Annotated in this window: 25 protein-coding genes; 2 read left to right on the forward strand and 23 right to left on the reverse strand. The window is 71.2% G+C overall.

The features are described from left to right. Positions 1-41 precede the first annotated feature (41 nt). The 16 genes from ACIF8T_RS09195 to ACIF8T_RS09270 all read right to left on the reverse strand — a co-directional run bounded on the left by ACIF8T_RS09195 (position 42) and on the right by ACIF8T_RS09270 (position 16,737). Positions 42-1,595, reverse strand: a complete 1,554-nt coding sequence (locus tag ACIF8T_RS09195; RefSeq protein WP_400032784.1) for a cytochrome P450 — start codon at positions 1,593-1,595, stop codon at positions 42-44. Between the two features lie 56 nt (positions 1,596-1,651). Beyond that, positions 1,652-2,272 carry a GTP-binding protein gene (locus tag ACIF8T_RS09200; protein ID WP_400032786.1) on the reverse strand — a complete coding sequence of 207 codons (621 nt, stop codon included), beginning with the start codon at positions 2,270-2,272 and terminating at the stop codon, positions 1,652-1,654. Continuing rightward, positions 2,253-2,651 carry a DUF742 domain-containing protein gene (locus tag ACIF8T_RS09205; RefSeq protein ID WP_400032788.1) on the reverse strand — a complete coding sequence of 133 codons (399 nt, stop codon included), beginning with the start codon at positions 2,649-2,651 and terminating at the stop codon, positions 2,253-2,255. The genes ACIF8T_RS09200 and ACIF8T_RS09205 overlap by 20 nt, the downstream gene beginning before the upstream one ends. Beyond that, complete coding sequence (locus tag ACIF8T_RS09210; RefSeq protein ID WP_400032790.1) at positions 2,648-3,055, reverse strand: roadblock/LC7 domain-containing protein; 408 nt, start codon at positions 3,053-3,055, stop codon at positions 2,648-2,650. The genes ACIF8T_RS09205 and ACIF8T_RS09210 overlap by 4 nt, the downstream gene beginning before the upstream one ends. Continuing rightward, positions 3,052-4,692, reverse strand: coding sequence for a sensor histidine kinase (locus tag ACIF8T_RS09215; protein WP_400032792.1), 1,641 nt, complete (start codon positions 4,690-4,692; stop codon positions 3,052-3,054). Before ACIF8T_RS09215 ends, ACIF8T_RS09210 begins: the two co-directional genes overlap by 4 nt. Positions 4,693-5,196: 504 nt before the next feature. After that, positions 5,197-8,046, reverse strand: coding sequence for a DEAD/DEAH box helicase (locus tag ACIF8T_RS09220; RefSeq protein WP_400032794.1), 2,850 nt, complete (start codon positions 8,044-8,046; stop codon positions 5,197-5,199). A gap of 181 nt (positions 8,047-8,227) precedes the next feature. Next, positions 8,228-9,175, reverse strand: a complete 948-nt coding sequence (tatC, locus tag ACIF8T_RS09225) for a twin-arginine translocase subunit TatC (RefSeq protein WP_400032796.1) — start codon at positions 9,173-9,175, stop codon at positions 8,228-8,230. Positions 9,176-9,222: 47 nt separating this feature from the next. Further along, complete coding sequence (gene tatA, locus ACIF8T_RS09230; protein WP_400032798.1) at positions 9,223-9,504, reverse strand: Sec-independent protein translocase subunit TatA; 282 nt, start codon at positions 9,502-9,504, stop codon at positions 9,223-9,225. A gap of 260 nt (positions 9,505-9,764) precedes the next feature. Then, the gene (locus ACIF8T_RS09235) at positions 9,765-9,959 is read right to left on the reverse strand and encodes a hypothetical protein (protein ID WP_400032800.1); all 195 of its coding nucleotides are present in this window, start codon (positions 9,957-9,959) and stop codon (positions 9,765-9,767) included. Positions 9,960-10,000: 41 nt separating this feature from the next. Next, entirely contained in the window at positions 10,001-10,294 is a 294-nt protein-coding gene (locus tag ACIF8T_RS09240) for a hypothetical protein (protein ID WP_400032802.1), read from the reverse strand. 101 nt (positions 10,295-10,395) lie between these two features. Next, positions 10,396-11,418 carry a helix-turn-helix transcriptional regulator gene (locus ACIF8T_RS09245; RefSeq protein WP_400032804.1) on the reverse strand — a complete coding sequence of 341 codons (1,023 nt, stop codon included), beginning with the start codon at positions 11,416-11,418 and terminating at the stop codon, positions 10,396-10,398. 18 nt (positions 11,419-11,436) lie between these two features. Next, positions 11,437-12,414, reverse strand: a complete 978-nt coding sequence (locus ACIF8T_RS09250; protein ID WP_400032806.1) for a helix-turn-helix transcriptional regulator — start codon at positions 12,412-12,414, stop codon at positions 11,437-11,439. A gap of 129 nt (positions 12,415-12,543) precedes the next feature. Next, complete coding sequence (locus tag ACIF8T_RS09255) at positions 12,544-12,915, reverse strand: FKBP-type peptidyl-prolyl cis-trans isomerase (RefSeq protein WP_004002537.1); 372 nt, start codon at positions 12,913-12,915, stop codon at positions 12,544-12,546. Between the two features lie 60 nt (positions 12,916-12,975). Continuing rightward, entirely contained in the window at positions 12,976-13,977 is a 1,002-nt protein-coding gene (locus ACIF8T_RS09260) for an FKBP-type peptidyl-prolyl cis-trans isomerase (protein ID WP_400033110.1), read from the reverse strand. Positions 13,978-14,106: 129 nt separating this feature from the next. After that, the gene (gene pafA / locus ACIF8T_RS09265) at positions 14,107-15,468 is read right to left on the reverse strand and encodes a Pup--protein ligase (RefSeq protein WP_400032808.1); all 1,362 of its coding nucleotides are present in this window, start codon (positions 15,466-15,468) and stop codon (positions 14,107-14,109) included. A 9-nt stretch (positions 15,469-15,477) separates the two neighbouring features. Continuing rightward, positions 15,478-16,737 carry an MFS transporter gene (locus ACIF8T_RS09270; RefSeq protein WP_400032810.1) on the reverse strand — a complete coding sequence of 420 codons (1,260 nt, stop codon included), beginning with the start codon at positions 16,735-16,737 and terminating at the stop codon, positions 15,478-15,480. A gap of 118 nt (positions 16,738-16,855) precedes the next feature. Here ACIF8T_RS09270 and ACIF8T_RS09275 point away from each other — a divergent pair, with 118 nt between their 5' ends. Next, complete coding sequence (locus ACIF8T_RS09275) at positions 16,856-17,866, forward strand: LacI family DNA-binding transcriptional regulator (protein WP_400032812.1); 1,011 nt, start codon at positions 16,856-16,858, stop codon at positions 17,864-17,866. 60 nt (positions 17,867-17,926) lie between these two features. Here the strand turns inward: ACIF8T_RS09275 and prcA are convergent, their stop codons facing one another. From prcA to arc, 5 genes are all read right to left on the reverse strand, one after another. Further along, positions 17,927-18,673, reverse strand: coding sequence for a proteasome subunit alpha (gene prcA, locus ACIF8T_RS09280; RefSeq protein ID WP_400032814.1), 747 nt, complete (start codon positions 18,671-18,673; stop codon positions 17,927-17,929). A gap of 60 nt (positions 18,674-18,733) precedes the next feature. Then, positions 18,734-19,579, reverse strand: a complete 846-nt coding sequence (prcB, locus tag ACIF8T_RS09285) for a proteasome subunit beta (protein ID WP_400032816.1) — start codon at positions 19,577-19,579, stop codon at positions 18,734-18,736. Positions 19,580-19,926: 347 nt separating this feature from the next. Beyond that, positions 19,927-20,145 carry a ubiquitin-like protein Pup gene (locus tag ACIF8T_RS09290; RefSeq protein WP_062646942.1) on the reverse strand — a complete coding sequence of 73 codons (219 nt, stop codon included), beginning with the start codon at positions 20,143-20,145 and terminating at the stop codon, positions 19,927-19,929. 169 nt (positions 20,146-20,314) lie between these two features. Beyond that, positions 20,315-21,826 carry a depupylase/deamidase Dop gene (dop, locus tag ACIF8T_RS09295; protein WP_400032818.1) on the reverse strand — a complete coding sequence of 504 codons (1,512 nt, stop codon included), beginning with the start codon at positions 21,824-21,826 and terminating at the stop codon, positions 20,315-20,317. A gap of 234 nt (positions 21,827-22,060) precedes the next feature. After that, entirely contained in the window at positions 22,061-23,827 is a 1,767-nt protein-coding gene (arc, locus tag ACIF8T_RS09300) for a proteasome ATPase (protein WP_400032820.1), read from the reverse strand. A gap of 244 nt (positions 23,828-24,071) precedes the next feature. Here arc and ACIF8T_RS09305 point away from each other — a divergent pair, with 244 nt between their 5' ends. Further along, positions 24,072-24,377, forward strand: coding sequence for a ferredoxin (locus ACIF8T_RS09305; RefSeq protein ID WP_400032822.1), 306 nt, complete (start codon positions 24,072-24,074; stop codon positions 24,375-24,377). Between the two features lie 77 nt (positions 24,378-24,454). Here ACIF8T_RS09305 and ACIF8T_RS09310 read toward each other — a convergent pair whose 3' ends face one another. Continuing rightward, positions 24,455-25,030 carry a hypothetical protein gene (locus ACIF8T_RS09310; RefSeq protein ID WP_400032824.1) on the reverse strand — a complete coding sequence of 192 codons (576 nt, stop codon included), beginning with the start codon at positions 25,028-25,030 and terminating at the stop codon, positions 24,455-24,457. A 234-nt stretch (positions 25,031-25,264) separates the two neighbouring features. Next, positions 25,265-26,164, reverse strand: a complete 900-nt coding sequence (locus ACIF8T_RS09315; protein WP_400032826.1) for a tRNA (adenine-N1)-methyltransferase — start codon at positions 26,162-26,164, stop codon at positions 25,265-25,267. Between the last annotated feature and the right edge of the window lie 33 nt (positions 26,165-26,197).

Raw genomic sequence — 26,197 nt, forward strand, 5'->3', positions numbered from 1 at the left:
CCGCGGCACCGGGCCGCGCCGCCCCCGCTCCGCGCCGGCGGTCAGTGGCCGCGCCACCACCGCACGAGACGCCCCCAGGCCCCCCGTGGACGGGCAGGTCCCGCAGCGGCGGCGGGCTCCGCTTCCGGCCGTGTCTCGGGCCGGGGCTGCGGCTGCGGCTGCGGCTGTGGCTGCGGCTGCGGCACGACCGGCTCGGGCAGCGGACCGGCCGGCGCGGACTCCGCCGGCGAGGGCGAGTGCTGCGCCTGCGGTGCCGTGCCGATGAGCCAGGTACTGCGCTGCGGCGGCACCGGCGTGGGGTGCGGCACCTCCTTGACGTCCTGCGGCGGCTGGGGGGCGAACCGGACCGGCAGCGACACCAGGTGTCGGGAGGCGATCGACGCCGTCCAGCTCAACTCGTCCTCGTCGCAGTCGAGTTCCACGTCCGGCAGCCGCAGGAGCAGCGCGTCGACGCCGACGTCGGCGATGGAGCGCCCGATGTCCTGGCCGGGGCACTCGTGCGGGCCGCCGCCGAAGGCGAGGTGGGAGCGGTTGCCCATCATGTTGGCGCTCAGGTCCGGGCGCACGCGCGGGTCGACGTTGGCCGGGGCCGGCGCGAACAGCAGGCCGTCGCCCCTGCGGATGCGCTGGCCGCCCAGCTCGGTGTCCTGCTTGGCGAAGTAGCCGAGGACGGTGCTGAAGGGCGGCTCGTCCCACAGGGACTGCTCGACCGCCTCCGGCACCGTCATGTTGCCGCCGCTGAGCTGGGCGCGGAAGCGCTCGTCGGTCAGCACCGTGCGCAGCACGTTGGACAGCAGGTTGGTGGTGGCCTCGTAGGCGGCGAAGAGCACGAGGCGCAGGTGCTCCCGGACCTCCTCGTCGGTCAGCCGCGCGGGGTGGTTGATGAGGTGGCTGGCGAAGTCCTCGGCCGGATCCGCCAGGCGGCGGGCGGTGAGCCTGCTGAGCGCCTCCATGACGTAGCCGTGGCTGGCGATCGCGGTCTCGGTGCCCTTGAGCGCGTCGCGCGCCGACTCGACGAGGCGGTCGTTGTACTCCTCCGGCATGCCGAAGATCTCGCACAGCACGGCCATCGGCAGGTGCTCGGTGAACTGGCCGACGAGATCGGCCTCCCCCTCCTCGCAGAACCGGTTGACGATGACCTGGGTGCTGCGGTTGATGTACCGGCGCAGCAGGCGGAAGTCGATGGTCGACATGGCGCCCATGACCGCGCCGCGCAGCCGCTTGTGCTCGTCGCCCTCGGCGTGGGAGGCGATCGGCTGCCAGGCGATGTGCGGCATCAGCGGGTGGTCGGGCTTGACCAGGCCGTCCCTGAGCGGGGTCCAGAGACGGCTGTCCCGGCAGAACTGCGTCGGGGTGCGCACCATGTGCAGGTTCTCGGCGTGCCCGAGGACCACCCAGATCGGTACGTCGTCGTGGAGCAGCGCGGGCGCCACGGGGCCGTGCTCGGCCCGCAGGTCCTCGTACAGCTCCCGCAGGTCCGGTGCCTCGTGCAGCCGGTGCAGTCCCCCGGGCCCGAGGCCGTGCGCGGGGCAGCCGGGGGGCGGGCCGGCCCGGAGGGCGTCCGAGTCGGCGAGGGAGTGGGAATCAGGCGTCACAGTGGTCGCTCCGAAACTGAAGGGGTCCCGGATCCAGGGGTCCGGACAGGGAAGGGTCAGGTGAGCGCGCCGCGCATGGCGAGCGAGTGCAGGAAGCGCATCAGCGTCAGCAGGACGTCGCGGCTGGAGGCCCGGCGCCGCACGTCGCACTCCATGATCGGGATCTCGGGGGGCAGGTCGAGCGCCGTGCGCAGCTCCTCGACGGGGTAACGGGGCGCGTCGGGGAAGGTGTTGACGGCGACCACGAACGGCACGCCGCGCTCCTCCAGCCGCCCCATGACCTCGAAGCTGACCTCCAGGCGGCGGGTGTCGACCAGCACCACCGCGCCGAGCGCGCCCTCGAACAGCCCGTTCCACAGGAACCAGAAGCGCTGCTGACCGGGGGTGCCGAAGAGGTACAGCACCAGTTGCTCGGTGATGCTGATGCGGCCGAAGTCCATGGCCACGGTGGTGGCCGTCTTGGTGTCGGAGCCGAAGTTGTCGTCGACACCGATGCCGGCCTGGGTCATGGTCTCCTCGGTGGTCAGCGGTTTGATCTCGCTGACCGACCCGACCATGGTCGTCTTGCCGACCCCGAACCCGCCCACGATCACGATCTTGGCCGCGGCCTGCGCCGTGTGCGGCAGTTGGTCCTCGGTCCGTGGGCCCGGGACGGTGTCAGAGCCGTTGAAGTCCATGCATCACCGCTTCGAGGAGGGAACGGTCGGGGAGCGCCTGGCGGACGATCGGGGCGCGCGCCTGCACCAGTTCCGCCGTCAGCATCTCGGTGAGCAGTACGGTCACCACGCTGCACGGCAGGTTGAGGTAGGCCGACAGCTCGGCCACGGACAAGGGGGCACTGCAGAGCCGGAGCAGCGCCGCCTGCTCGGGCGTGGCGGAGGGCGGGGGGTCCTCGACGCACGCCACGATCAACGTCACCAGGTCGAGGGCCGCGCGCTCGCCGTCCGGCCCGGCCACCACGTACAGCCGCTCGGGGTTCTTGCGCTCGCCCTCCTGGGGCGGCTGCGGCGGGGGGTCCTGCTGCGGTTGGCGCCTCTGCCGTCGCGGAGGAGTCATACGGTCTGCCCGTTCCGCCGGGGCGGACTGGTCAGGTGGGAGCCGATGCGGACGATGAGGTCGCGCATCATGGCGCTCATGCGGCCGGGTTCGCACCGCACGTCGGACAGGACCGCGAGGTAGGCGTTGGCGCCGGCCGACATGAGGTAGAAGTAGCCGCGGTCGATCTCGATGACGACCAGCTTCATCTCGCCGTCGCTGCCCGGGAGTTCCTGGGCGACCGCGGTCGACAGGCTCTGCACGCCGGCGCAGGCCGCGGCGAGGCGGTCGGCGGCGTCGGGATCACCGCCGTACCGGGCGATGCGCAGGCCGTCGGCCGACAGCACGACGATCATCTCGATGCCCGGGACGCCGTCGTAGAGCTGCTTGAGAATCCAGTCGAAGTTGCCTCGCTGCTGGATCACTTGAGGTCCCCCTCGTCCTCGGCCTCGGGGTAGGCCGGATCGTCTTTGAGCAGGTGCAGGTATGCGGTCGGGTTGCGCGTGAAGTCGGTCGGGTGGACGCCCGGTTCGAGACCCTCCTTGAGTCCCTCCCAGAAGGCCTCGAAGCCCACGCCGGGTGGGAGGTCGTCCTCCTTCCTCACGGGCTCGGGCTCCGGTTCGGGCGCCCGCCGGCCCTGCCGGGCCCTGGCCCGCTCGGCGGCCTCGCGCTCGGCCTTCTCGAAGGCGGCCTGCTCGGCTAGCCGCTGGCTGAGCGGCATCTTCACCTTGCTGCGGCGCTGCGGCAGGCCGCCCGCCGTCCACTCGGTGACCACCGGGACGTCGTCGTCCTCCAGCGAGACCGTGGCGGGGATCTTCGGGCTGGTGGGGCGGCGCTTCTTCGGCGTGCGCTTGGGGCCTTCGACGCCGCCGATCTGCTGGGGCACGCCGGTGGCGCCGATGCCGTGGGCGAGGCCGACACCGGGCTCGTCGGTCATCATGTCGCTCGGCACGATGAGGACGGCACGGACTCCGCCGTACGCGGAGGACCGCAGCGCGACCTGCATGTTGTACGCGGTGCAGAGCCGGCCGACGACGGCGAGGCCGAGGCGCGGGTGCTCGCCGAGGTCGTCCAGGGCGGCGCCGGCCTTGGCGCGCTCCAGCATGCCCTCGATCCTGGCGCGGTTCTCCTCGTTGAGGCTGACGCCGGCGTCCTCGATCTCGATGGCCACGCCGGTCTGCACCTCGGCGGCGGTGACGTGCACCTTGCTCTGCGGCGGCGAGTAGCGCGTGGAGTTGTCGAGGAGCTCGGCGAGCGCGTGGATGACCGGCTCGACGTAGATGCCCTTGATGTTGACCTTGGCGATGTTGTCCAGCGAGATGCGCCGGTACTCCAGGATCCGGGACATGGCGCCGCGCAGCACGCTGTAGAGCGCGACGGGCTCGGGCCACTGACGGCCGGGCCGGCCGCCGCCGAGGACGGAGACGGAGTCGGCCAGGCGGCCGATCAGCGCGTTGCCGTGGTCGATGCGCAGCAGGTCGTCGAAGACCTCGGGGTTGCGGCCGTGGTCCTCCTCCATCTCGCGGAGTTCCTTGGCCTGCTGGTGGACGATCGCCTGGACGCGGCGGGCGACACTGACGAAGGAGCGCGCGTTGGAGTCCCGCAGGGTCTCCTCGTAGTTGATGATCTTGAGCAGCATCTTCAGCAGGTCGATCTGCGGCTTGCGCAGGTCCCGGTAGGCGTCGCGCTCGCGCAGCTGGCGAATCGCCTCCTGGGGGGACCCCACGCGGTGCAGCAGGTTGACGGCGGTGGGCACCACGTCCTCCGCGAAGCGGAGCGTCTCCTGCTCGTGGGTGGCGATCCGCGCTTCCAGATACGCCGTGTGACGGGCGTGCTCGGCCCGCGCGTCCCGCAGGGCCCGGCTGCGGCGCACCGCCTCGGCCGCCGCCGCGGTGACCAGGAGGGTGGCGACGCCGCCGCACCAGCCGACGGCGACCCGGGCGGGGTCCGTCACCAGGGCGACGGCGGCTCCGGTCGCCGCGGCCATCAGTATCGCCGGGATCAACAGCACGCGCGTGTAGGGGAGTTCGCGGCGGCCGGGAGGAGATTGAACACTCACCATGTAGGCCCTCTGAAAGGAGTCGGCTGGGGTTCGGGGAGACATGCAGGGGGGTGCGTCATGGGGTTTTTCTGGATCGTCCGCGCATACGGGAACAAGCGCGCGAATTCATCCCAACTCGGCGCGCTGCGGGCGAGCTTAGTCCGACCGGATCATCGCCGTGTCATATTCAGCGAGTGCCGGAAACGGGACCCGCGAGAGGGGTACGCTCGGGCTTATTTATACACACCGACACTGTTCGAACACGCAGCGTCACGTCGTACGGGCATACGAATGCCACTCACCGTGACAGCGGAGAGCCGACCCCGGAACCCTGCCCAGAATCCCCTGAACGATGCCCCACCCCGTCATCACGGAGTGGGGCAGTCCCTGAAGGGGCGCGGGGAACCGCGCGATCCGGCGGCGCGGGGAACTATGCGCTCAAGGCGCGGGGAACCGCGCGGTCAGGGGTGCGGGGAACCGCGCGAAACCCCGCCACGCCCCCGCACCCGCACCCGCCCCACGGCCTCACCCCACGGACGAGTAGGCGACCACGCCCCGCAGCAGCCCTTCGACGGCCTTGCGCGCGGCCTTCGGCACACCGGACCCCTCCGGCGCCGCCGCCTGGATCTGCCCCAGCACGTCGATCACCTGCTTGCACCACCGCACGAAGTCCCCGGCCGGCATCTCCGCCTCGCGCAGCACCTCGTCCAGCCCCTTGCCCGACGCCCACGTGTACGCGGCCCAGGCGAACCCGAGGTCGGGCTCCCGCTGCCCGACCCCCTCGGTCTGCGTGATCCGGAACTCCTCCTCCAGGGCGTCCAGCCGCCCCCAGATCCGCACCATCTCGCCCAGCGCGGCCTTGGCCTTCCCGGACGGCAGCTTCGGCGCCATCGCGTCGTCGCCGACCCGCGCCTCGTACACCAGCGCCGAGACGCAGGCGGCCAGCTCGGGGGGCGTCAGCCCTTCCCAGACCCCCGCGCGCAGGCACTCGCTGGCGAGCAGGTCCAGCTCCCCGTACAGCCGGGCGAGCCGCTTGCCGTGCTCGGTGACCTCGTTGCCGCGCAGGTAGTCCAGCTCGGTCAGCAGGGCCACGATCCGGTCGAAGGTCCGCGCGATGGTGTTCGTGCGGCCCTCGATCCGCCGCTCCAGCTGCGAGGTGTCCCGCAGCAGCCGGTAGTAGCGCTCGGCCCAGCGGGCGTGGTCCTCCCGGTCGCTGCACCCGTGGCAGGGGTGGGCGCGCAGCGCCTTGCGCAGCCGCGCGATCTCCCGGTCGTCGGCCGCCTCGGAGCGGCGCTTGCGGTGCCGGTCGGGCTCGATGTGCCCGGCCTTGGTGCGCAGCGCCGACGCCAGGTCCCGGCGGGACTGCGGCGAGCGCGGGTTGAAGGACTTGGGGATGCGCATCCGCTCCAGCGGCTGGACCGGCACCGGGAAGTCGATGGCCGCGAGCCGCTTGACCTGCCGCTCCGCGGTGAGCACCAGCGGGCGCGGCCCGTCGTGGTGCTCCAGACCGCGGTGGCCGTTGGACCGCCCGGCGGGCAGGCCCGGGTCCAGCACCAGCGCCAGCCCGGCGTACTTGCCGGTGGGCACGTGGATGACGTCACCGGGCTTCAGCTTCTCCAGCGCCACGGCCGACTCCGCGCGGCGCTGCGACGCGCCCTGCCGGGCCAGTTCCGTCTCGCGGTCCTTGAGCTCGCGGCGCAGCCGCGCGTACTCCTCGAAGTCGCCGAGGTGGCAGGTCATGGAGGCCTTGTAGCCCTCCAGGCCCTCCTCGTTGCGCTGCACCTGACGGGAGATCCCGACCACCGACTTGTCGGCCTGGAACTGGGCGAACGAGGTCTCCAGCAGCTCGCGCGACCGGTGCCGCCCGAACTGCTCCACCAGGTTGACCGCCATGTTGTACGACGGCTTGAAGCTGGACCGCAGCGGGTACGTGCGCGTGCCGGCCAGCCCGGCGAGGTGCTCGGGGTTCATGCCGCGCTGCCACAGCACGACGGCGTGGCCCTCGACGTCGATGCCCCGCCGGCCGGCGCGGCCGGTCAGCTGCGTGTACTCGCCGGGGGTGATGTCGGCGTGCTGCTCGCCGTTCCACTTGACGAGCTTCTCCAGCACCACCGAGCGGGCGGGCATGTTGATGCCGAGCGCGAGGGTCTCGGTGGCGAAGACCGCCTTGACCAGGCCGCGCACGAAGAGCTCCTCGACGACCTCCTTGAAGGTCGGCAGCATGCCCGCGTGGTGGGCGGCGATCCCGCGCTCCAGGCCCTCCAGCCACTCGTAGTAGCCCAGGACGTGCAGGTCCTCGTGCGGGATGGAGGCCGTGCGCTCCTCGACCAGGGCGCGGACCTTCTCCCGGGCCTCCTCGTCGTTCAGCCGCAGGCCCGCGTACAGGCACTGCTGGACGGCGGCCTCGCAGGCGGCGCGGCTGAAGATGAACGTGATCGCGGGCAGCAGGCCCTCGGCGTCCAGCCGCTCGATGACCTCGGGCCGGCTCGGCGTCCACACCCGGGACCGCTGCCGCCGCTCCCGCTCGCGGTCGGCCTCGCGCAGGGAGCGGCCCCGCCGGCGGTCCGCGAAGGACGGGCGGCTGGCCTCCATGCGCGCCATCCGCGTGAGGTCGGGGTTGACCGCCCTGCGGTGGCCCTCGCCCTCCTCGAACAGGTCGTACATCCGCCGCCCGGCCAGCACGTGCTGGAACAGCGGCACCGGCCGGTGCTCGGAGACGATCACCTCGGTGTCGCCGCGGACGGTGTCGAGCCAGTCGCCGAACTCCTCGGCGTTCGACACGGTCGCCGACAGCGAGACCAGGGTCACCGACTCGGGGAGGTGGATGATCACTTCCTCCCACACGGCACCGCGGAAGCGGTCGGAGAGGTAGTGCACCTCGTCCATGACCACGTAGCCGAGGCCGAGGAGGGTCTGCGAGCCCGCGTAGAGCATGTTGCGCAGCACCTCGGTGGTCATGACGACCACCGGGGCCTCGGAGTTCACGCTGTTGTCGCCGGTGAGCAGGCCCACCCGCTCCGTGCCGTAGCGGCGGCACAGGTCGGCGTACTTCTGGTTCGACAGCGCCTTGATGGGCGTCGTGTAGAAGCACTTCTTGCCCTGCTGCAGGGCGAGGTGGACGGCGAACTCGCCCACGATCGTCTTGCCGGAGCCGGTGGGAGCGGCGACGAGCACGCCCTTGCCCGACTCCAGCGCCCGGCAGGCCTCGATCTGGAAGGGGTCGAGACCGAAGTCGTACATCTCGCGGAAGGAGGCGAGCGCGGTGGCCTGCTCGGCAGCGCGCCTGCGTGCTGCCGCGTACCGCTCGGCCGGTGAGAGGTCCTCTGTCATCGTGCTTTCGAGCGTACCGGGCCGCACTGACAACAGGACGATCATTATCCGGATACCGCTGGGCGAAACCTCGGATCCGCGCAGCTCACGGCCCCGGGGCCGCCGCCGCGCGCACGCACACAGCGGAAGCGGCCGGCCGCGCCGCTCGGGCGCCCCGGCCGCGGCCCGCGGTGGGAGGAGTGAGGAGGGTGGTCGCGCGCGGGCCCCGCGGGCCGCGCCCCGGTCCTCAGGTCACGTCGTCGTACCCGTTGACCCGGTCCCTGGTCGCCTGCTCGGGCAGCGCGGGAGCGGCCGGCACGGGCTCGATCTCGCCGATGTCCTCGGGGGTCAGGTCCAGCTCGGAGGCCTCGTCGTCGGCGGGTCCGGCGGCGTCCCGGCGGGCCCGGCGCCGGTCGTTGAGCAGCGAGACGGCCGTCGCCGCGAAGTACAGGACCCAGATGGGTCCGGCCAGCGCCAGCATGGAGATGGGGTCGGTGCTGGGCGTGGCGATCGCCGCGAAGAGGGTGATCCCCAGGATCATGCCGCGCCACCAGCCGGCCATCCGCGCGCCGGTCAGCACTCCGCCGAAGTTGAGCATCACCAGCAGCAGCGGCAGCTCGAAGGAGAGGCCGAAGACGAGGATCATCCTCATGATCAGCTGCAGCAGATCGTCGAGGGGAAGCTGGTTGTCGCTTCCGATGATGGCGAACTCGAGCATCACCGAGGCCATCTTGGGCAGCGACCAGTACGCGAAGTAGGCCCCCATGACGAAGAGGGGGAAGCCGGCGGCCACGAAGGCGAGACCGTACTTCTTCTCGTGGCGGTGGAGCCCCGGCGCGACGAAGGCCCAGAGCTGGTACAGCCAGACCGGGGTGGCCAGGACCACGCCCGACGACAGCGCGACGGTGAGAGCGAGGGTGAACGGGCTCAGCAGGCCGTTCTGCACGATGCGCGCGCACTTGGTCTCGCTGGTGTCCTTCGCCAGTTCGGCGAAGCTGTAATCGCACCCCACCGCGGCCAGGATGGGGTCCGTGAAGAACTCGATGATGTCCTTGTAGAAGAAGGCCGTGATCACGGTCGCGACGACGATCGCCGCGAGACTCTTCACGAGCCGGTTGCGAAGCTCGCGAAGATGCTCCGCGAGGGGCATCCGCCCCTCGGGATCCTTCTCCGTCTTGCGGGCAGACTTCAGCAACCCACGTCCTCATCTCGTGCGGTGGGCCGGAACCGTCCGGCCCTGCATCAGCGCTTGGTCGTGTCCGTCGGCTCGTTGACCGGGCGGGAGCTGGTCACGTCGCCGGGGGCGGCCTGGATGACGCGCTGCGCGGGCTGCTCGTCGGTCTTGTGCGGCGGGTCGGCCGGCGCGGAGGACTTGTCGTCCTCCTTCATCGCCTTGGCCTCGCTCTTCAGGATGCGGGCCGACTTGCCGAGCGAGCGGGCCATGTCCGGCAGCTTCTTCGCACCGAACAGCAGAATGATGACGACGAGGATCAGAATGATCTCGGTGGGTCCGAGCCGTCCCATAAGTCTTTACCTTCTCACCGAGGCGGGTGGGTGGGTGGCTGTCCGACCGGTCGGACAGGTGTCCGAACGACCGGGCCGGCAGCGATCGTAACGCTCAGGGGTGAACGTCCGGCAATCCCCGTGCGTACTCCCGGTTCGCGGACCGGGCCTCGTATTCCGGACCGCGACCAGCAGCGTACCTGCCGAAAGCGGCAAGTTGACAGGGCGAAGCGGCCCAAACCGCCGTCCGTGCGGGACTCACAGGAGACACCCGGCGGCACTCACAGCGCGTCCACGGAGCGGGCCGCGCTCTCCGCCGCCCGTTCCAGGTCCTCGGCGGCCCGGTTGATGCGGCGCGCGGACTCGGTGACCTGCCGGCCCAGGCGCTCGGCCTCCAGGAAGACCCGTACGGCGAACACCCCGAGCACGACCAGACCCAGGAAACCCACAGCTACCGCGAACATCGGCCAGAACATGACGCCGAGCCTAGACCGTCCCGGCCGGTGGCCCGGCCGCCCTACACCGTCTGGTGCAGCCGCAGCGTCCTGACCCCGCCCCCGGTGAGCAGTTCCACGATCCGCTCCCCCGCCGGCTTGCGGACGGCGGCCCCGCACTCGGGACAGGTGAAGGAGTAGAACGTCGTCCGGCTCGTGGCACCGATGGCGAGGCGCAGCGCGCTCGCGGCGAGCTCGAAACGACCCCGGCAGTCCGGGCAGCCGGCCCGGAACACCACCGGGGCCACGCCTCTCATCCCGGCGAACGCCGACGCCACCGTCATGACCCGTACTCCAGACATCGCCGACTCGCTCAATGCCCTCGCTCCCCTTTTCCGGTTCTTCCGGTCCTCCGGCCGCCGGCCGCTCGCCGGCGGGGCGTCCCCGCCCGGGCCGGAAGGGCTGTCCCGTCCGCCGCTCAGGCCACCGGCGTGTGCGCCGTGCCGGTCCCGGCCGCCTCGACCCCGTCGTACGCCGCCAGTGCCTCGCGGGCCGCCTGCCGGGCGCTGTCGGCGAGATCGTGCGGCGAGACGATCCGGCCGTCGGCCCCGAGCCGCAGCGCCAGGCGTCTGAGCGACGCCGGGTCGGGGGTCCGCAGGGTGATCCGCAGGCCGCCGTCGGGCAGCTCCTCCGCGCTGTCGTGCGGGTAGTACTCGGCGACCCAGCGCCCGCCCGGTCCGACCTCCACGACGACCTCGGGGTCCTCGGCGGCGGGCTGCACCAGCGCCTCCGACAGGTCGCGCAGCTCGATCTCCGGGGGCGCGGACGGCTCGTCCAGGATCTTGATCTCGGCGACCCGGTCGAGCCGGAAGGTGCGGCGCGCCTCGGAGCGGCGGCACCAGGCCTCGACGTAGGTGTGACCGACGCTGACCAGGCGGATCGGGTCGATCTCGCGCTCGGTGACCTCGTCGCGCGCGGGCGAGTAGTAGCGGATCCACAGCCGGCGGCGCTCGGAGATCGCCCGGTCGACGTCGGCGAAGACCCCGCCCTCGGACTCGAAGGTCACCGACAGCCGGGAGCTGGCGCCGGCCGCCTCGCCGGCCGCGGCCTCCACCTTGGCGGTGGCCCGCAGCAGCGCCTGCCGGTCGCTCTCGCGCAGCCCCGGCAGGGTCGCCACGGCGCGCGCGGCGACCAGCAGGGCGGTGGCCTCGTCGGCGGCGAGTCTGAGCGGCTCGGCCGCCTCCGCCCCGAGCGCGGCCGCGTTGTGCCACCAGATGCGCTCGCCGTCGGTGTCGATGTCGAGCAGGTCGCCGCCGCGGAAGCTGGTGCCGCACATGGGCAGCACGTCGAGGTCGGAGACCAGCTCGTCCTCGGTGATGCCGAAGGCGCGCGCCACGTCGGCGATCCGCGCCCCGGGGCGCTCCTTGAGGTACGTCACCAGGGAGAGCATCCGCCGGGTCTGGTCGATGGCGTTCACGGGCCTGACCGGTTTGCCTGCCACTGTCTTCTTCCGCTCTCCTCAGCCCTTGGCGACGGCGCGCAGCCGGTCCACCACGTCCGCCCGCAGCTCGGCCGGCTCCAGCACCACCACGTCGGGTCCGAACTCCACCAGCCAGGCGTCCAGGCCGTGCCCGTACGGGATCTCCAACTCGTCCCAGCCGTCGCCGAGTTCCCGCACCGCGGTGGCCTTCGCCCGAAGGGGGTACCCCGCGCCCTGGCGCAGCCGGATCAGCGCGCTGCGGTCCGCGGTCTCCCCGGCCCAGCCCGCGACGGTCTCCCGGACGGTGACGACGTCCGGCACGGGGGCGGTGAACCGCCCGGCGCGCGAGCGCACCCTGCCCGTGATCCGGGACAGCCGGAACACCCGCTCGGCGCCCCGGTCGCGGTCCCAGCCCGCCAGGTACCAGTGGCCGCGCCAGCACTCCAGCGCCCACGGCTCCACGTGCCGGGGCTCGGGCTGGGCGGCGTTGGCCTTGCGGTAGTCGAAGACGACCGGGCGGCGGTCGCGGCAGGCCAGCATCAGCGGCTCGAAGGCGGCCTCGTGCACGGGGATGCGCGGCTCCAGCGCGCTGTGCGCGCCGTAGGGGTCGACGTCCTCCGGCAGCCCGGCCGCGCGCAGCTTCTGCAGGGCGCCGCTGGCCGCGCCGGCGAGCCGGGCCTGCTGCCACACCTTGGCGGCGAGGCCGAGCGCGGCGGCCTCCTCGGCGTCCAGGGTGATCGGCGGGAGGCGGTTGCTGTCGCGGCGGGCCAGGTAGCCGACCTCGCCGTCGAGGCTCTCGACGGTCTCGATGACCAGCCCGAGTTCCCGCAGGTCGTCCTTGTCACGCTCGAACATGCGGTTGAAGGAGTCGTCGCTGCCCGCCGTACCCCGGTCCGGCCCGAAGGCCTCGACGTACGCCTCGATGGACTCGCGCAGCTCGCGCTTGCTGAGCGGCCGCCGCGTCCCCAGCAGACACAGCGCCAGGTTCATCAGCCGCTCGGCCTTGGCAATGGCCATCGACGCCTTTCGCCTCCCTATGGTGCTTACGAACGACGACCGTACCGCCCCGCGGGGGCGTGGCAAAAGCCGAAGGCCCATGCCCGGACAGGCATGGGCCCCAGGTGGTCGGGTCCGGTCGGGACTCGCTCAGACCCCGAGCAGGTCGACCACGAAGATCAGGGTCTCACCGGGCTTGATCGCCGGGGTCGGGCTCTGGTTGCCGTAGGCGAGGTGGGCGGGGATGGTCAGCTGGCGGCGGCCGCCGACCTTCATGCCCTGCACGCCCTGGTCCCAGCCCTTGATGACCCGGCCGGCGCCCAGCGGGAAGCGGAAGGGGGTGCCCCGGTTCCAGCTGGCGTCGAACTCCTCGCCGGTGCTGAAGGCGACGCCCACGTAGTGGACGGTGACGGTCTGGCCGGCCTGCGCGACCGGGCCGTCGCCTTCCCAGATGTCCTTGATCTCGAGGTCCGCCGGGGGCTCGCCGCCCGGGAAGTCGATCTCGGGCTTGTCGATGCTCACGTCTCTAGCTCCTGCTTGTCTGCGGAAAGGCGAACACACACAGTCTTACATCCCCGGCGATCACAGTTTGGCCAGGATGTCGACCGAGAAGACCAGCGTCGAGTCCTTCTTGATGGGACTGCCGGCCGGCGGGTTGTCGCCGTAGCCGAGGTCCGGCGGGATGACGATGAGGACGCGGCTGCCGACCTTCTTGCCGGTCAGGCCCTGCGCCCACCCCTTGACGACCTGCTGGAGCGAGAACGACGTCAGCTGCCCGCGGGAGTACGTCGAGTCGAACTCCTTGCCGTCGCTCCACAGCACGCCCTTGTACTGCACGAGGACGCTGTCGGCCTCGCCGACCTCCTCGCCGTCGCCCTCGATGACGTACTCCGCCACGAGCTCCTTCGGCGCGTCGGCCTTCGGGATCTCGATGGAGGGCGCCTTGCCGTCGGTGTTGGTGCCGACCTCGGGCACGTCGGCGGAGTCCTGGGCGACCTCGGTGCCCCGCGCGGAGCTCTTCGCGTTGAAGGTGTCCTGCACGTCGACCACGAACACCAGCGTGTCGGTGCCCTTGATGCCCGCCTGCGCGTTGCCCTGCGTGCCGTAGCCCCAGGTGGGCGGCACAGCCATCTCGACGCGGCTGCCGGTCTTCTTGCCGGCCAGCGCGTACCGCCAGCCGTCGATGATGCTGCCCTGGGCGAGCTGGATGACCAGCCGCGTCTTGCGGTCGTAGGAGTTGTCGAAGACCTTGCCGGTGCTCCAGATCTGGCCGAGGTAGTTCGCCAGGACGAAGTCGCCTTCGGCGACCGTCTTGCCGCCGCCCGCGATGACCGTCTTCACCGCGAGGTCCTTCGACGGCTCCCCGCTGCCCTTGGCGACGGTCGGCTTCTCGTCGAACTTCGTCCCCGCGGTGATCGCCGGCAGCGGACCGTCGACGATCTTCGGCGGCGGTGCGGCGGACGTGCCCGACGCGGAGGGCGAGGCGCTGTCGCTGGCCTTGCTCGAGTCGGACTTGTCGTCGCCGCACGCGGCGAGCGTGACCAGTCCGGCGGGTACGGCGATCAGAAGGGAGCGTCGGCGCACGGTGGGGGCCTCGTAATCGGTCGTCGATCTCATGGATGGCGTGCGCAACTCTACGGCGTGAGAAGGGCGCCGCACTCATAACGTGCGGCGCCCGTGTTGCGTTCCGGCTCTCTCACCGGAACGTGTCGCTCACATACCGGCGATGAGTTTCTCCACCCGGTCGTCCACCGAACGGAACGGGTCCTTGCACAACACCGTGCGCTGGGCCTGGTCGTTGAGCTTGAGGTGGACCCAGTCGACGGTGAAGTCGCGGCGCTGCTCCTGGGCCCGCCGGATGAAGTCGCCGCGCAGCCGGGCCCGAGTGGTCTGCGGCGGGACGGACTTGCCCTCGAAGATCTTCAAGTCGTTGCAGACCCGGGCCGCTTGGCCCTTCTTCTCGAGCAGGTAGTACAGGCCACGACGCCGGTGGATGTCGTGGTAGGCGAGGTCTATCTGCGCGACCCGCGGATGCGACATGGTCATGTTGTGCTTGGCCCGGTACCGCTCGATGAGCTTGTACTTCATGACCCAGTCGATCTCGGTGCCGATGCGGTCGAGGTCCTCGGCCTCGATCGCGTCGAGCGTACGGCCCCACAGCTCCAGCACCCGCTCCACGGTGCCGGTGCGGATGCCGCGCCGCTCGCAGAAGTCCAGGGCCTTCTCGTAGTACTCGCGCTGCACCTCCAGGGCGGAGGCCTCCCGGCCGCTGGCCAGGCGGACCTTGCGGCGGCCGGTGATGTCGTGGCTGACCTCGCGGATCGCCCGGATGGGGTTCTCCAGGGTGAGGTCCCGCATCACCGTGCCCGCCTCGATCATGCGGAGCACCAGGTCGGTGGCGCCGACCTTGAGCAGGTTGGTGGTCTCGGACATGTTCGAGTCGCCCACGATGACGTGCAGGCGGCGGTAGCGCTCGGCGTCCGCGTGCGGCTCGTCACGCGTGTTGATGATGGGCCGGGAACGGGTCGTCGCCGAGGAGACGCCCTCCCAGATGTGCTCGGCGCGCTGGCTGACGCAGTACACGGCACCGCGCGGCGTCTGCAGCACCTTGCCGGCACCGCACAGCAGCTGCCGGGTGACCAGGAACGGAATGAGGATGTCCGCGAGTCGCGAGAACTCCCCGTGCCGGGCCACCAGGTAGTTCTCGTGGCAACCGTAGGAGTTGCCCGCCGAGTCGGTGTTGTTCTTGAAGAGGTAGACGTCGCCCGCGATTCCCTCCTCGTGCAGGCGTCGTTCCGCGTCTACCAGGAGTCCTTCCAGAATGCGCTCGCCGGCCTTGTCGTGGGTGACCAGTTCGATCACGTTGTCGCATTCGGGTGTGGCGTATTCCGGATGCGAACCCACGTCGAGATAGAGGCGGGCGCCGTTTCGCAGAAAGACATTGCTGCTGCGGCCCCATGACACGACACGGCGGAAGAGGTACCGCGCCACCTCGTCAGGCGACAGGCGGCGCTGTCCCCTGAACGTGCACGTGACGCCGTACTCGTTCTCCAGCCCGAAAATGCGGCGGTCCATGAGTGAACATTACGCCCGATCTCCCGAGCTGAAACGGGGTTCGACGGCACGGTTCGGATCATTTTCCGAACCACTGGCAACCACCGCTCCCGCGGCGGGAACTGCCAGTACCCGTCCCGTGGCCGTCAAAACCAGCAGGGACACGCCGCCCGCGACCCACGGCACGGCGAAACCCCACCGGGCGCCGCCCGCCTCGACGACCGGGCCCGCGATGCCCGTTCCGGCGGAGTGACCCACCGTGAACGTCGTCACCAGCCAGGAGAACGCCTCGGTGACCGTGCCCCGGGGCGCGTGCCGGTCGACCAGCACGAACGCGCAGGCGATGGCCGGCGCGAGGAACACGCCGGCGAGCACCGTCAGCCCCGCCATGGGCACCGGGCCGGGCATCAGCATCAGCGGCAGGTAACACACCGCCAGAAGGGCCACCAGCACCCGCAGTCGCCGCGCGGGCTCACCGGCCCACTGCCGGGCCCCGTAGACGGCACCGCCGACCAGCGCGCCGAGCCCCAGCGCGGCCATCAGCCAGCCGTACACCGCGTCGCCGCCGCGCTCGTCCGCGTAGGGCACCGCGGCGACGGTGATGGACCCGAGCGCGATCCCGATGAAGAGGAACGCGCCCAGCAGCGCCAGCATCCCCGGGGAGCGCAGGGCGCCCAGCCAGTGCGCCTCGCGCGGCGCCGACCGCCACGCGCGCGAGGGCGGCGAGACGACCACCGAGAGCGCGCCCAGCACGCCGACGACGTTCAGCACGAGCAGCGCCGCCTGGGCCGACCACAGCGACACGCACAGCGTCACCAGCAGCGGCCCGACGGTGAACATCACCTCCTGCGCCACCGCGTCCATGGCGTACGCCGTGTGGACCTGGTCCTCCCGGCGCAGCACGGACGGCCACAGGGCCCGCAGCCCGCCCTCCAGGGGCGGGGTGAAGAGCCCGGCGGCGGCCACCGCGGCGTAGGCGAGCGGCAGCGTCCCGGTCCCGGCGAAGGCGAACACGGCCATGGCCAGGCCCGACAGCACCGCCGCGGGGAGCTGCACACGGGGCTGGCCGCGCAGGTCGACCAGCCGCCCGAGGACCGGCTGCCCCACGGCGTTGGCGACACCGTACACCGCCGCGAGCGCCCCCGCGAGGCTGTACGAGCCGCCCTCCGCCCGCACGAACAGCACGATCGCGATGGCCGCCGTGGCGTTGGGCAACCGCCCCACCAGCGTGCCGACGAGCAGCCGGGCGGCGTGCCGCGCCCGGAGGATCTCCAGGTAACCCGTGGCCATGATCCGCCCTCCACCTCACCCGCGACGCCGGCCGGCCCGCTAAGTTTTACGTATAACTACTTCTCCCATACGTACCATGGCCGCTGTTCGCGAGTCCACACGAAGGAGCGGGCCCACGGTGGCACGAGGCAGCACACGCCCCACGAGCCGGGACGTCGCCCAGGCCGCCGGCGTCTCCCAGGCCGCGGTCTCCCTGGTCCTCGGGGACAAGTGGCGGGGCCGCGTCTCGGAGGCCACCGCCGAGCGCGTCCGCGACGCCGCGCGCACCCTCGGCTACCGCCCGAACCTCGCCGCCCGCAACCTGCGCCTCGGCCGCACCCGCACCGTGCTGCTGGTCGTCCCGGCCCTCACCACGGAGTTCTTCGCCGGCGTCTACACGGGCGCCGCCCGGGTGGCCGCCGCCCACGGCTTCGGCGTGGTCCTGTACCCCTCCCCCGAGGGCGTCGGCCCCGCCCGCGACCCCTTCGCGTCCGCCCAGGCCGCCCTGGACGGCGTCATCGCCTCCTCCATGGCCGCCGACGCGCTCACCGCGATCCGCGGCGACCAGCTGCCGCTGGTGATGCTGGACAGCGACCCCGAGGGCAGCACGGGCGCGGCGACCGTGAACCTCGACATCGCGGACGGCATCCGGCAGGTCGCGGAGCACCTGCTGGGCCTCGGGCACCGGCGCTTCCTCCACCTGGCCGCGGACGTGCCGTCGTGGACCTTCGAGGTCCGCGCCCGCGAGCTGGCCGCCCGCGTGGGCGCGGTGCCCGGCACCTCGGTCCGCACGGTCAGGGCGCCCCTGTCCATCGAGGACGCCGTGACGGCCACGGAGGCCGCCCTCGCCGCCCCCGGCCTCCGGCCCACCGCGCTCGTCTGCGACGACGACAAACTCGCGGCCGGCGCGTACAAGGCCGCCCGCCGCCTGGGCCTGCGCATCCCCGACGACCTCTCCGTCACCGGCCTGGACGACCTGGCCCTGGCCACCGCCATCGACCCCGAGCTGACGACGGTCCGCCTGGACGCGGAACTGTTCGGCGAGCGCGGCATGCGGGCCCTGCTGGCCGTCCTGGAGGGCCGTGCGCCCGAGCGCGGCGACATCCCGGTGGAGCTGGTGGTACGGGAGTCCACGGCACCACCGGCCTGACAGCGCCGCGCCCCCGGCCGGGTTCCCGGCCGGGGGCGCGCACAGCGGTGTTCCAGGGCGCTACTCGGTGTCCCCGGCGTCCTCGGCCTCCGAGGCCGTCTCCGCGCCGCCGGCCTCCAGCAGCCGCGACAGCTGCCGTCCGGTGATGCGCTTGAACTTGCGCTTCTGCGGGCGCGTACGGTCCAGCACCGCCACCTCCAGCCGCTCCGCGGGGATCTCCCGCTCACTGCCGTTGGTGTCGCGCGACAGCGCCTGCACCGCGAGCTTCAGCGCCTCCGCCAGGGACATGCCGTCCCGGTGCCGCTGGTCGAGGTAGCCGCCGATCTGCTCCGCGTTGCCGCCGACCGCCACCGAGCCGTGCTCGTCGACGATGGAGCCGTCGTGCGGCAGCCGGTAGATCTGGTCGCCCTCGGGCGTCTCCCCGACCTCCGCCACGACCAGCTCGACCTCGTACGGCTTCTCCCCCGCGCTGGAGAAGATCGTGCCGAGCGTCTGGGCGTACACGTTGGCCAGGCCGCGCGCCGTCACGTCGTTGCGGTCGTAGGTGTAACCCCGCAGGTCGGCGTAGCGGACGCCGCCGATCCGCAGGTTCTCGTACTCGTTGTACTTGCCGGCCGCCGCGAAGCCGATCCGGTCGTAGATCTCGCTGAACTTGTGCAGCGCACGGGACGGGTTCTCACCGACGAACACGATGCCGTCGGCGTACTGCAGCACGACCAGGCTGCGACCGCGGGCGATGCCCTTGCGGGCGTACTCCGCCCGGTCGGCCATGGCCTGCTGGGGTGAGACATAGAACGGCGTCGACACCGGTTATCCGTCCCTTTCTGTGGAAGTCACTGGATCACCTGACAACAAAGCGCTCGCCGCCTACAGCAGCGCGGCCCGCGGACCGTCGGGCTGCTCCAGGCGCCGCTCCAGCACGGACCGGGCGATCTGGGACGCCTCGTCCTCGGAGAGCCGGCGGAAGCCGTCCTCGGTGATCACGGTGACGATCGGATAGATCCGGCGGGCGACGTCGGGACCACCGGTCGCCGAGTCGTCGTCTGCCGCGTCGTACAGGGCCTGCACGACGAGCGTGGTGGCCTCGGACTCGCTCAGGTCGTTGCGGAAGAGCTTCTTCATGGCGCCGCGCGCGAAGATCGAGCCGGAGCCCGTGGCCGCGTAGCCGTGCTCCTCCGAGCGGCCGCCCGTCACGTCGTACGAGAAGATGCGGCCCTTGGCGCGGTCCACGTCGTAGCCGGCGAACAGGGGGACCACGGCCAGGCCCTGCATGGCCATGCCGAGGTTGGAACGGATCATGGTCGACAGCCGGTTGGCCTTGCCCTCCAGGGACAGCTGCTCGCCCTCGACCTTCTCGAAGTGCTCCAGCTCCAGCTGGAACAGCTTCACCATCTCCACGGCCAGGCCGGCCGTACCGGCGATGCCCACCGCCGAGTACTCGTCGGCCGGGAAGACCTTCTCGATGTCCCGCTGCGCGATGACGTTGCCCATGGTGGCCCGCCGGTCGCCGGCGAGCACGACCCCGCCGGGGAACGTCACGGCCACGATCGTGGTGCCGTGCGGCGCCTCGACGGCCCCCTGCAGGGGCGGCAACGTGCGCCTGCCCGGCAGCAGTTCGGGCTGGTGCTCCGACAGGAAGTCCATGAAGGAGGAAGACCCTGGCGTCAGGAAGGCAGCTGGTAGACGCCCGGTGCTACGAGTGTTGGCTTCCACGCGATTCCTTCCACGTATGCGGCAGCCCGCCCTGTGACGTCGGGCCGATCCTTTGAACTGCCCCAGCGGACCGGACAGCTGGGACACGCTACGGCAGGGACCCTACCCGCCTTCCGGCGGTGATCCACATCCGCGGCGAAAGCCACGGTACGGACGGGGCCGGAAGTCCCGGCCCGCGGCTCCCGCGGCGCTCCGCGGCGGCGGTCCCGCGTCCGCGGGCGGCGGCGGGCCACCGCCGCGGGAAGACCGCGCGCGGCGCGGTCCCACCGCGCCGCGCGCAACGCCTCAGCGTCTGTCCGTCCGGCACCGACCCACCCGTCCGCCTTCTCCCCGAAGGCTCGGGCGGCCTACTGCCCGCCCTTTTGCACGAAGCTCCGCACGAAGTCCTCGGCGTTCTCCTCGAGGACGTCGTCGATCTCGTCCAGGACGGAGTCCACGTCGTCGGAGAGCTTCTCCTGCCGCTCCTTGAGGTCCTCCGAGGCCTGCGCCTCGGGCGCCTGCTCCTCGACCTCCTCGGTGGACCGGGTCGCCTTCTGCTGTCCGCCGCCGGTGTCCTTGGTCGCCATCACCCTCACCCCGCTCGGTTCGCCCGACACAGTTGCTCGGTCAAGATCAGACCCTACAAGCCGGGTCCGACCGTGGCCCCGCAGTTTCTCCAACGTACGGGGGCCACCTCGATGATTCCCGGACGGGCGGTTTTCCACCCTGTCCGGCCGACGCCTCCCGGGTACCCCCTCACCCGCCCGACAGGACCCTGACCAGGTCTTCCGCCGTGCGGCAGCGGTCCAGGAGCTCCTTGACGTGATTACGCGTTCCGCGAAGCGGTTCCAGGGTTGGAACGCGTTGCAGGGAGTCCCGGCCCGGAAGGTCGAAGATCACCGAGTCCCAGGAGGCCGCCGCCACGTCGTCCGCGTACTGCTCCAGGCAGCGTCCGCGGAAGTACGCGCGCGTGTCCTCCGGCGGCTTCGTACGGGCCCGCTCGACCTCGGCCTCGTCCAGCAGCCGCTTCATGCGCCCGCGGGCCGCCAGACGGTTGTACAGGCCCTTCTCGGGGCGTACGTCGGCGTACTGGAGGTCGACCAGGTGCAGCCGCGCGGCGTCCCAGTCGAGGTCGTCGCGCCGCCGGTAGCCCTCCATGAGCTCCCGCTTGGCGACCCAGTCCAGCTCGCCGGCCAGGCTCATGGGGTCGTTCTCCAGGCGGGTGAGGGTGTCCTCCCAGCGGGACAGGACGTCCTTGGTCTGGTCGTCGGCGTCCTCGCCGTACCGCTCCTCCACGTACTTGCGCGCCAGCTCGTAGTACTCCATCTGGAGCTGCACCGCCGTGAGCGTGCGGCCGCTGCGCAGCGTGACCAGGCGCTTGAGCGACGGGTCGTGCGAGACCTGGTGCAGGGTGCGTACGGGCTGGTCCACGGCCAGGTCGACGGCGATGAAGCCGTCCTCGATCATCGACAGCACCAGGGCGGTCGTGCCCAGCTTGAGGTACGTCGAGATCTCCGAGAGGTTCGCGTCGCCGATGATCACGTGCAGGCGGCGGTACTTCTCGGCGTCCGCGTGCGGCTCGTCGCGGGTGTTGATGATCGGGCGCTTGAGCGTGGTCTCCAGGCCGACCTCGACCTCGAAGTAGTCCGCGCGCTGGCTGAGCTGGAACCCGTGCTCGTGGCCGTCCTGGCCGATGCCGACGCGGCCCGCCCCGGCGAAGACCTGGCGGGAGACGAAGAACGGCGTCAGGTGGCGCACGATGTCCGAGAAGGCGGTCTCCCGCTTCATCAGGTAGTTCTCGTGCGTGCCGTAGGACGCGCCCTTGTTGTCGGTGTTGTTCTTGTACAGGTGGATCGGCTGGGCACCGGGGAGCTGGGCCGCCCGCTCCGCCGCCTCGGCCATGATCCGCTCGCCGGCCTTGTCCCACAGCACGGCGTCCCGGGGGTTGGTGACCTCGGGCGCGCTGTACTCGGGGTGCGCGTGGTCGACGTAGAGCCGGGCACCGTTGGTGAGGATCACGTTGGCGAGGCCGATGTCCTCGTCGGTGAGCTGGCTGGAGTCGGCGGCCTCGCGGGCGAGGTCGAAGCCTCGCGCGTCGCGCAGCGGATTCTCCTCCTCGAAGTCCCAGCGGGCCCGGCGGGCCCGGTGCATCGCCGCCGCGTAGGCGTTGACGATCTGGGACGAGGTGAGCATGGCATTGGCGTTGGGGTGGCCGGGGACGGAGATCCCGTACTCCGTCTCGATGCCCATTACTCGCCGTACGGTCATGCGGCCCTCCTTGCCCGGCGGCGCCCTCGGTCGTGGACGCCGCTCAGATACCGCTGGCGCTCGGTCGCGTGCGCGGTGTCCGTCCCCGCGCCGCGCGACTCGGCGGTACGGAAGAGCCTAGAACGCCTTTGCGCTGGTGGGGAGATCATTTGCGTCATTGCTGTGCTCCAGCCGTGGCCCCACAAACAGTCGGCTGCGGGTACCCGCCGAGGGCACCCGCAGCCGCCCTGCCTTTTACAGGTACTGACCGGTGTTCGCCACCGTGTCGATGGAGCGTCCGGTGTCCGCGCCCTGCTTTCCGGTGATGAGCGTACGGATGTACACGATCCGCTCGCCCTTCTTGCCGGAGATCCGGGCCCAGTCGTCCGGGTTGGTGGTGTTGGGCAGGTCCTCGTTCTCCTTGAACTCGTCCACGCAGGCCTGGAGGAGGTGGGAGACCCGAAGGCCCTTCTGGTTCTTCTCGAGGAAGTCCTTGATCGCCATCTTCTTGGCGCGGCCCACGATGTTCTCGATCATGGCACCGGAATTGAAGTCCTTGAAGTAAAGGACTTCCTTGTCGCCATTGGCGTAGGTGACCTCCAGGAAGCGGTTCTCCTCGGATTCCGCGTACATGTGCTCCACGGCCGTCTGGATCATGGCCTGGACGCAGAGTCCCCGGTCGCCGCCGTGCTCCGCGAGGTCCTCCGCGTGCAGCGGGAGGCGCTCGGTGAGGTACTTGCCGAAGATGTCCTTGGCCGCCTCGGCGTCCGGACGCTCGATCTTGATCTTCACGTCGAGCCGGCCGGGCCGCAGGATGGCGGGGTCGATCATGTCCTCGCGGTTGGAGGCGCCGATCACGACCACGTTCTGCAGGCCCTCCACGCCGTCGATCTCGGCGAGCAGCTGCGGGACGATGGTGTTCTCCACGTCCGAGCTGACACCGGAGCCGCGGGTGCGGAAGAGGGACTCCATCTCGTCGAAGAAGACGATGACGGGGGTGCCCTCGCTGGCCTTCTCACGGGCCCGCTGGAAGACCAGGCGGATCTGCCGCTCGGTCTCGCCGACGTACTTGTTCAGCAGCTCGGGACCCTTGATGTTCAGGAAGAAGCTCTTGCCGGCGGCCTGCCCGGTCACCTCGGCGACCTTCTTGGCCAGCGAGTTGGCCACGGCCTTGGCGATCAGGGTCTTGCCGCACCCGGGGGGCCCGTACAGCAGGACACCCTTGGGCGGCCGCAGTTCGTGCTCCTTGAACAGGTCCGGGTAGAGGTACGGGAGCTCGACCGCGTCGCGGATCATCTCGATCTGGTTGCCGAGGCCACCGATCTGCTCGTAGCCGATGTCGGGGACCTCTTCGAGGACGAGTTCCTCGACCTCGCTCTTCGGCACGACCTCGTAGACGTATCCGGAGCGGGGTTCCAGGAGCAGGGCGTCGCCGGGGCGGATGGTCACGTCCAGCAGCGGCTCGGCGAGCCGTACCACCCGCTCCTCGTCGGTGTGCCCGAGCACCAGGGCCCGCTCGCCGTCCTCGAGGATCTCCTTGAGGGTGACGATGTCGCCGACGCGCTCGAACTCCATGGCCTCGACCACGTTGAGCGCTTCGTTGAGCATCACTTCCTGGCCGCGCCTGAGCTCGTCGAGGTCGACGCTGGGGCTGACGTTCACCCGCAGCTTGCGGCCGCCGGTGAAGATGTCGGCCGTGCCGTCCTCGTTCGCCGTGAGGAAGACCCCGAAGCCGGCCGGGGGCTGCGCGAGCCGGTCGACCTCCTCCTTGAGGGCCACGATCTGGTCGCGGGCCTCACGGAGCGTGTTGGCGAGTCGTTCGTTCTGGGCGGACACGCCGGCCAGATTGGTCTGCAGCTCGACGATCCGCTCTTCGAGAATCCTCGTGTGTCGCGGAGAGTCGGCGAGCTTGCGTCGCAGGACGGCGATCTCCTGCTCAAGGTAGGCGATCTGCCCGGCCGGGTCGTCGGACCCGCGTCCCGGGCGGATGCCGCGGTTCATGTCGTCGTCGTGGGCTGCCACGGTCCTCACCTCCTCCAAGGGGAGCTGGACGCTTCCAGACCCTACCTGGGCGGGTGTCGATTGAAACCCCTAGATCACAAAGACGGTCGGGGTGTGTCCGATCTTCACCCTTGCGCTCTCCCTCACGCCAGGGGAATACCCAGCGAACATGATTGGAACCCAGTCGGAGGTAGGGTCGAAGCGTTCAACACCCGTCAGAGCTGGCCGGATTCCCGCGCGGCTCGGCGCAGAAACGGCAGGAGAGATGAGCGTGCAGCAGGAGGCCGGAGTCGGCGGCGAGGCACTGGAGGTCTGGATCGACCAGGACCTGTGTACCGGCGACGGCATCTGCGCCCAGTACGCGCCGGAGGTGTTCGAGCTGGACATCGACGGTCTGGCCTACGTGAAGAGCCCGGACGACGAGCTGCTCCAGGACAAGGGGGCGGCAACGCCCGTGCCCCTTCCGCTCCTCACGGACGTGGTCGACTCGGCGAAGGAGTGTCCGGGCGAGTGCATCCATGTGCGACGCGTTTCGGACAGGGTCGAGATCTACGGGCCTGACGCCGAGTGACCGTTCCGGCACGAATCGTCACGTCTGCCTGATTGCTCACACGCGGCGCCCGGTTCCCCGCCCCGGGCGCGCGCGGATCACACGCTGCGGGCGTCCGCCGGTGTCGAGCGGGTGAACGCGCCGTTCTCCCAACGCCACTTCGCCTCGCTCGTCACGTCGGGGCAGCAACGGGGCACGTCGGACGACGAGTAGCCGAGGAGTGCGGCGGTCACGGCGCCGCCGCGCACGGCGAAGTCTCCGACGGTGGTGCTGTCCTCGGGCTCGACCAGGGTCGCCACCACGCGCGGCTTGCCGTCCGAGCCGCGCGTCAGGACGTACACGCCGTCCGGCGGAGTGCCCATCGGGGCGTCGCAGTGCACCACGGCCACCGTCTCGGGGCGGCCGTCGCCGTCGAGGTCGCCCGAGGCCTTCTTCTTCACCACGGCCTTCACCGGGCCGCACTCCAGGGGGAACGCGACGTCCGCCGGGTCCGGCGGGGCGAGGCCCGCCGGGGCGCTCCGGGTGGGAGGGCCGGCCGCCTGGGCCGCGGTCGCCGCGTCGGGCTGCAGGACCGAGGAGAGGGCCACGACGGCGGCGACGGCCGTCGCGGTGGCGAGCCAGTGGATCGGACGGGTGTGCGCGTGGGCGAGCTCCGGGACGGCGGAAGGCTGCACTAGGAGTGTCTCCTGAGGGCTGTGCCGGGTGGGGGTGGCCAGCATCGTGCCACACGTCACAGTGCGGGGGAACGGCGGGGGTGTGAACTTCTCCCGCCGGGGAACTCGTGAAGGTTACGGACCACTGCGCCGTGTCCACGTGGTCGTGCCAACGTGAAGGCGCCGTGGCCGAGTTCCCGCGGGTCGGCGGGAACTCGGCCACGGCGCGCTCGCGTTGTCCGGGCACGGGGTGCCTCAGCGGGAGGCGCCCCCGGCGTTGGGTCCCTCGTAGTCCTCGCCGTACGCGCCCTTGGCGGGGCGGCGTCGGCGCATGGGCGGCTCGACGCCGTCGGCGAGGCGGCGGGCGGTCAGGAGGAAGCCGGTGTGGCCGATCATGCGGTGGTCCGGGCGGACGGCCAGGCCCTCGATGTGCCAGTTGCGGATCATCGTCTCCCAGGCGGTCGGCTCGTTGAAGCAGCCGATCTCGCGGATGGACTCGACGGTCCGGGCGAGCTGGGTGGTGGTCGCGACGTAGCAGCACAGGATGCCGCCGGGCACGAGCGCCTTGGAGACGGCCTCCAGGCACTCCCAGGGGGCGAGCATGTCGAGGATGACGCGGTCGACGTCCGTGTCGGACAGGTTGTCCTGGAGGTCGCCGACGGTGAGCTGCCAGGCGGGGTGCGGGCCGCCGAAGTAGCGCTCCACGTTCTGCCGGGCGATGTCGGCGAAGTCCTCGCGGCGCTCGTAGGAGTGCAGCATGCCCTGGTCGCCGATGGCGCGCAGCAGGAAGCTGCTGAGCGAGCCGGAGCCGACGCCGGCCTCCACGACGCGCGCGCCGGGGAAGATGTCGGCGAAGGCGAGGATCTGCCCCGCGTCCTTCGGGTAGACGACGGCTGCCCCGCGGGGCATGGACAGGACGTAGTCGGGGAGCAGGGGGCGCAGCGCGAGGTAGGCGACGTTCCCGGTGGTGCGGACAACGCTGCCCTCGGGAGCGCCGATCAGTTCGTCGTGCGGGAAGGAACCCTTGTGGGTGTGGAAGTTCTTCCCGGCCTCGAGCGTGAACGTGTAGTGGCGGCCCTTGGGGTCGGTCAGCTGAACCTGGTCCCCGACCTTGAAGGGCCCGCGCCTGCGGGCGGCACCGGTCGGTTCGGACATGTGACCAGCCTACCGGCACCCGCGGGGGCCGAT

The organism is Streptomyces sp. NPDC085946 (assembly GCF_044540485.1).
In the GTDB taxonomy this organism is placed as follows: domain Bacteria; phylum Actinomycetota; class Actinomycetes; order Streptomycetales; family Streptomycetaceae; genus Streptomyces.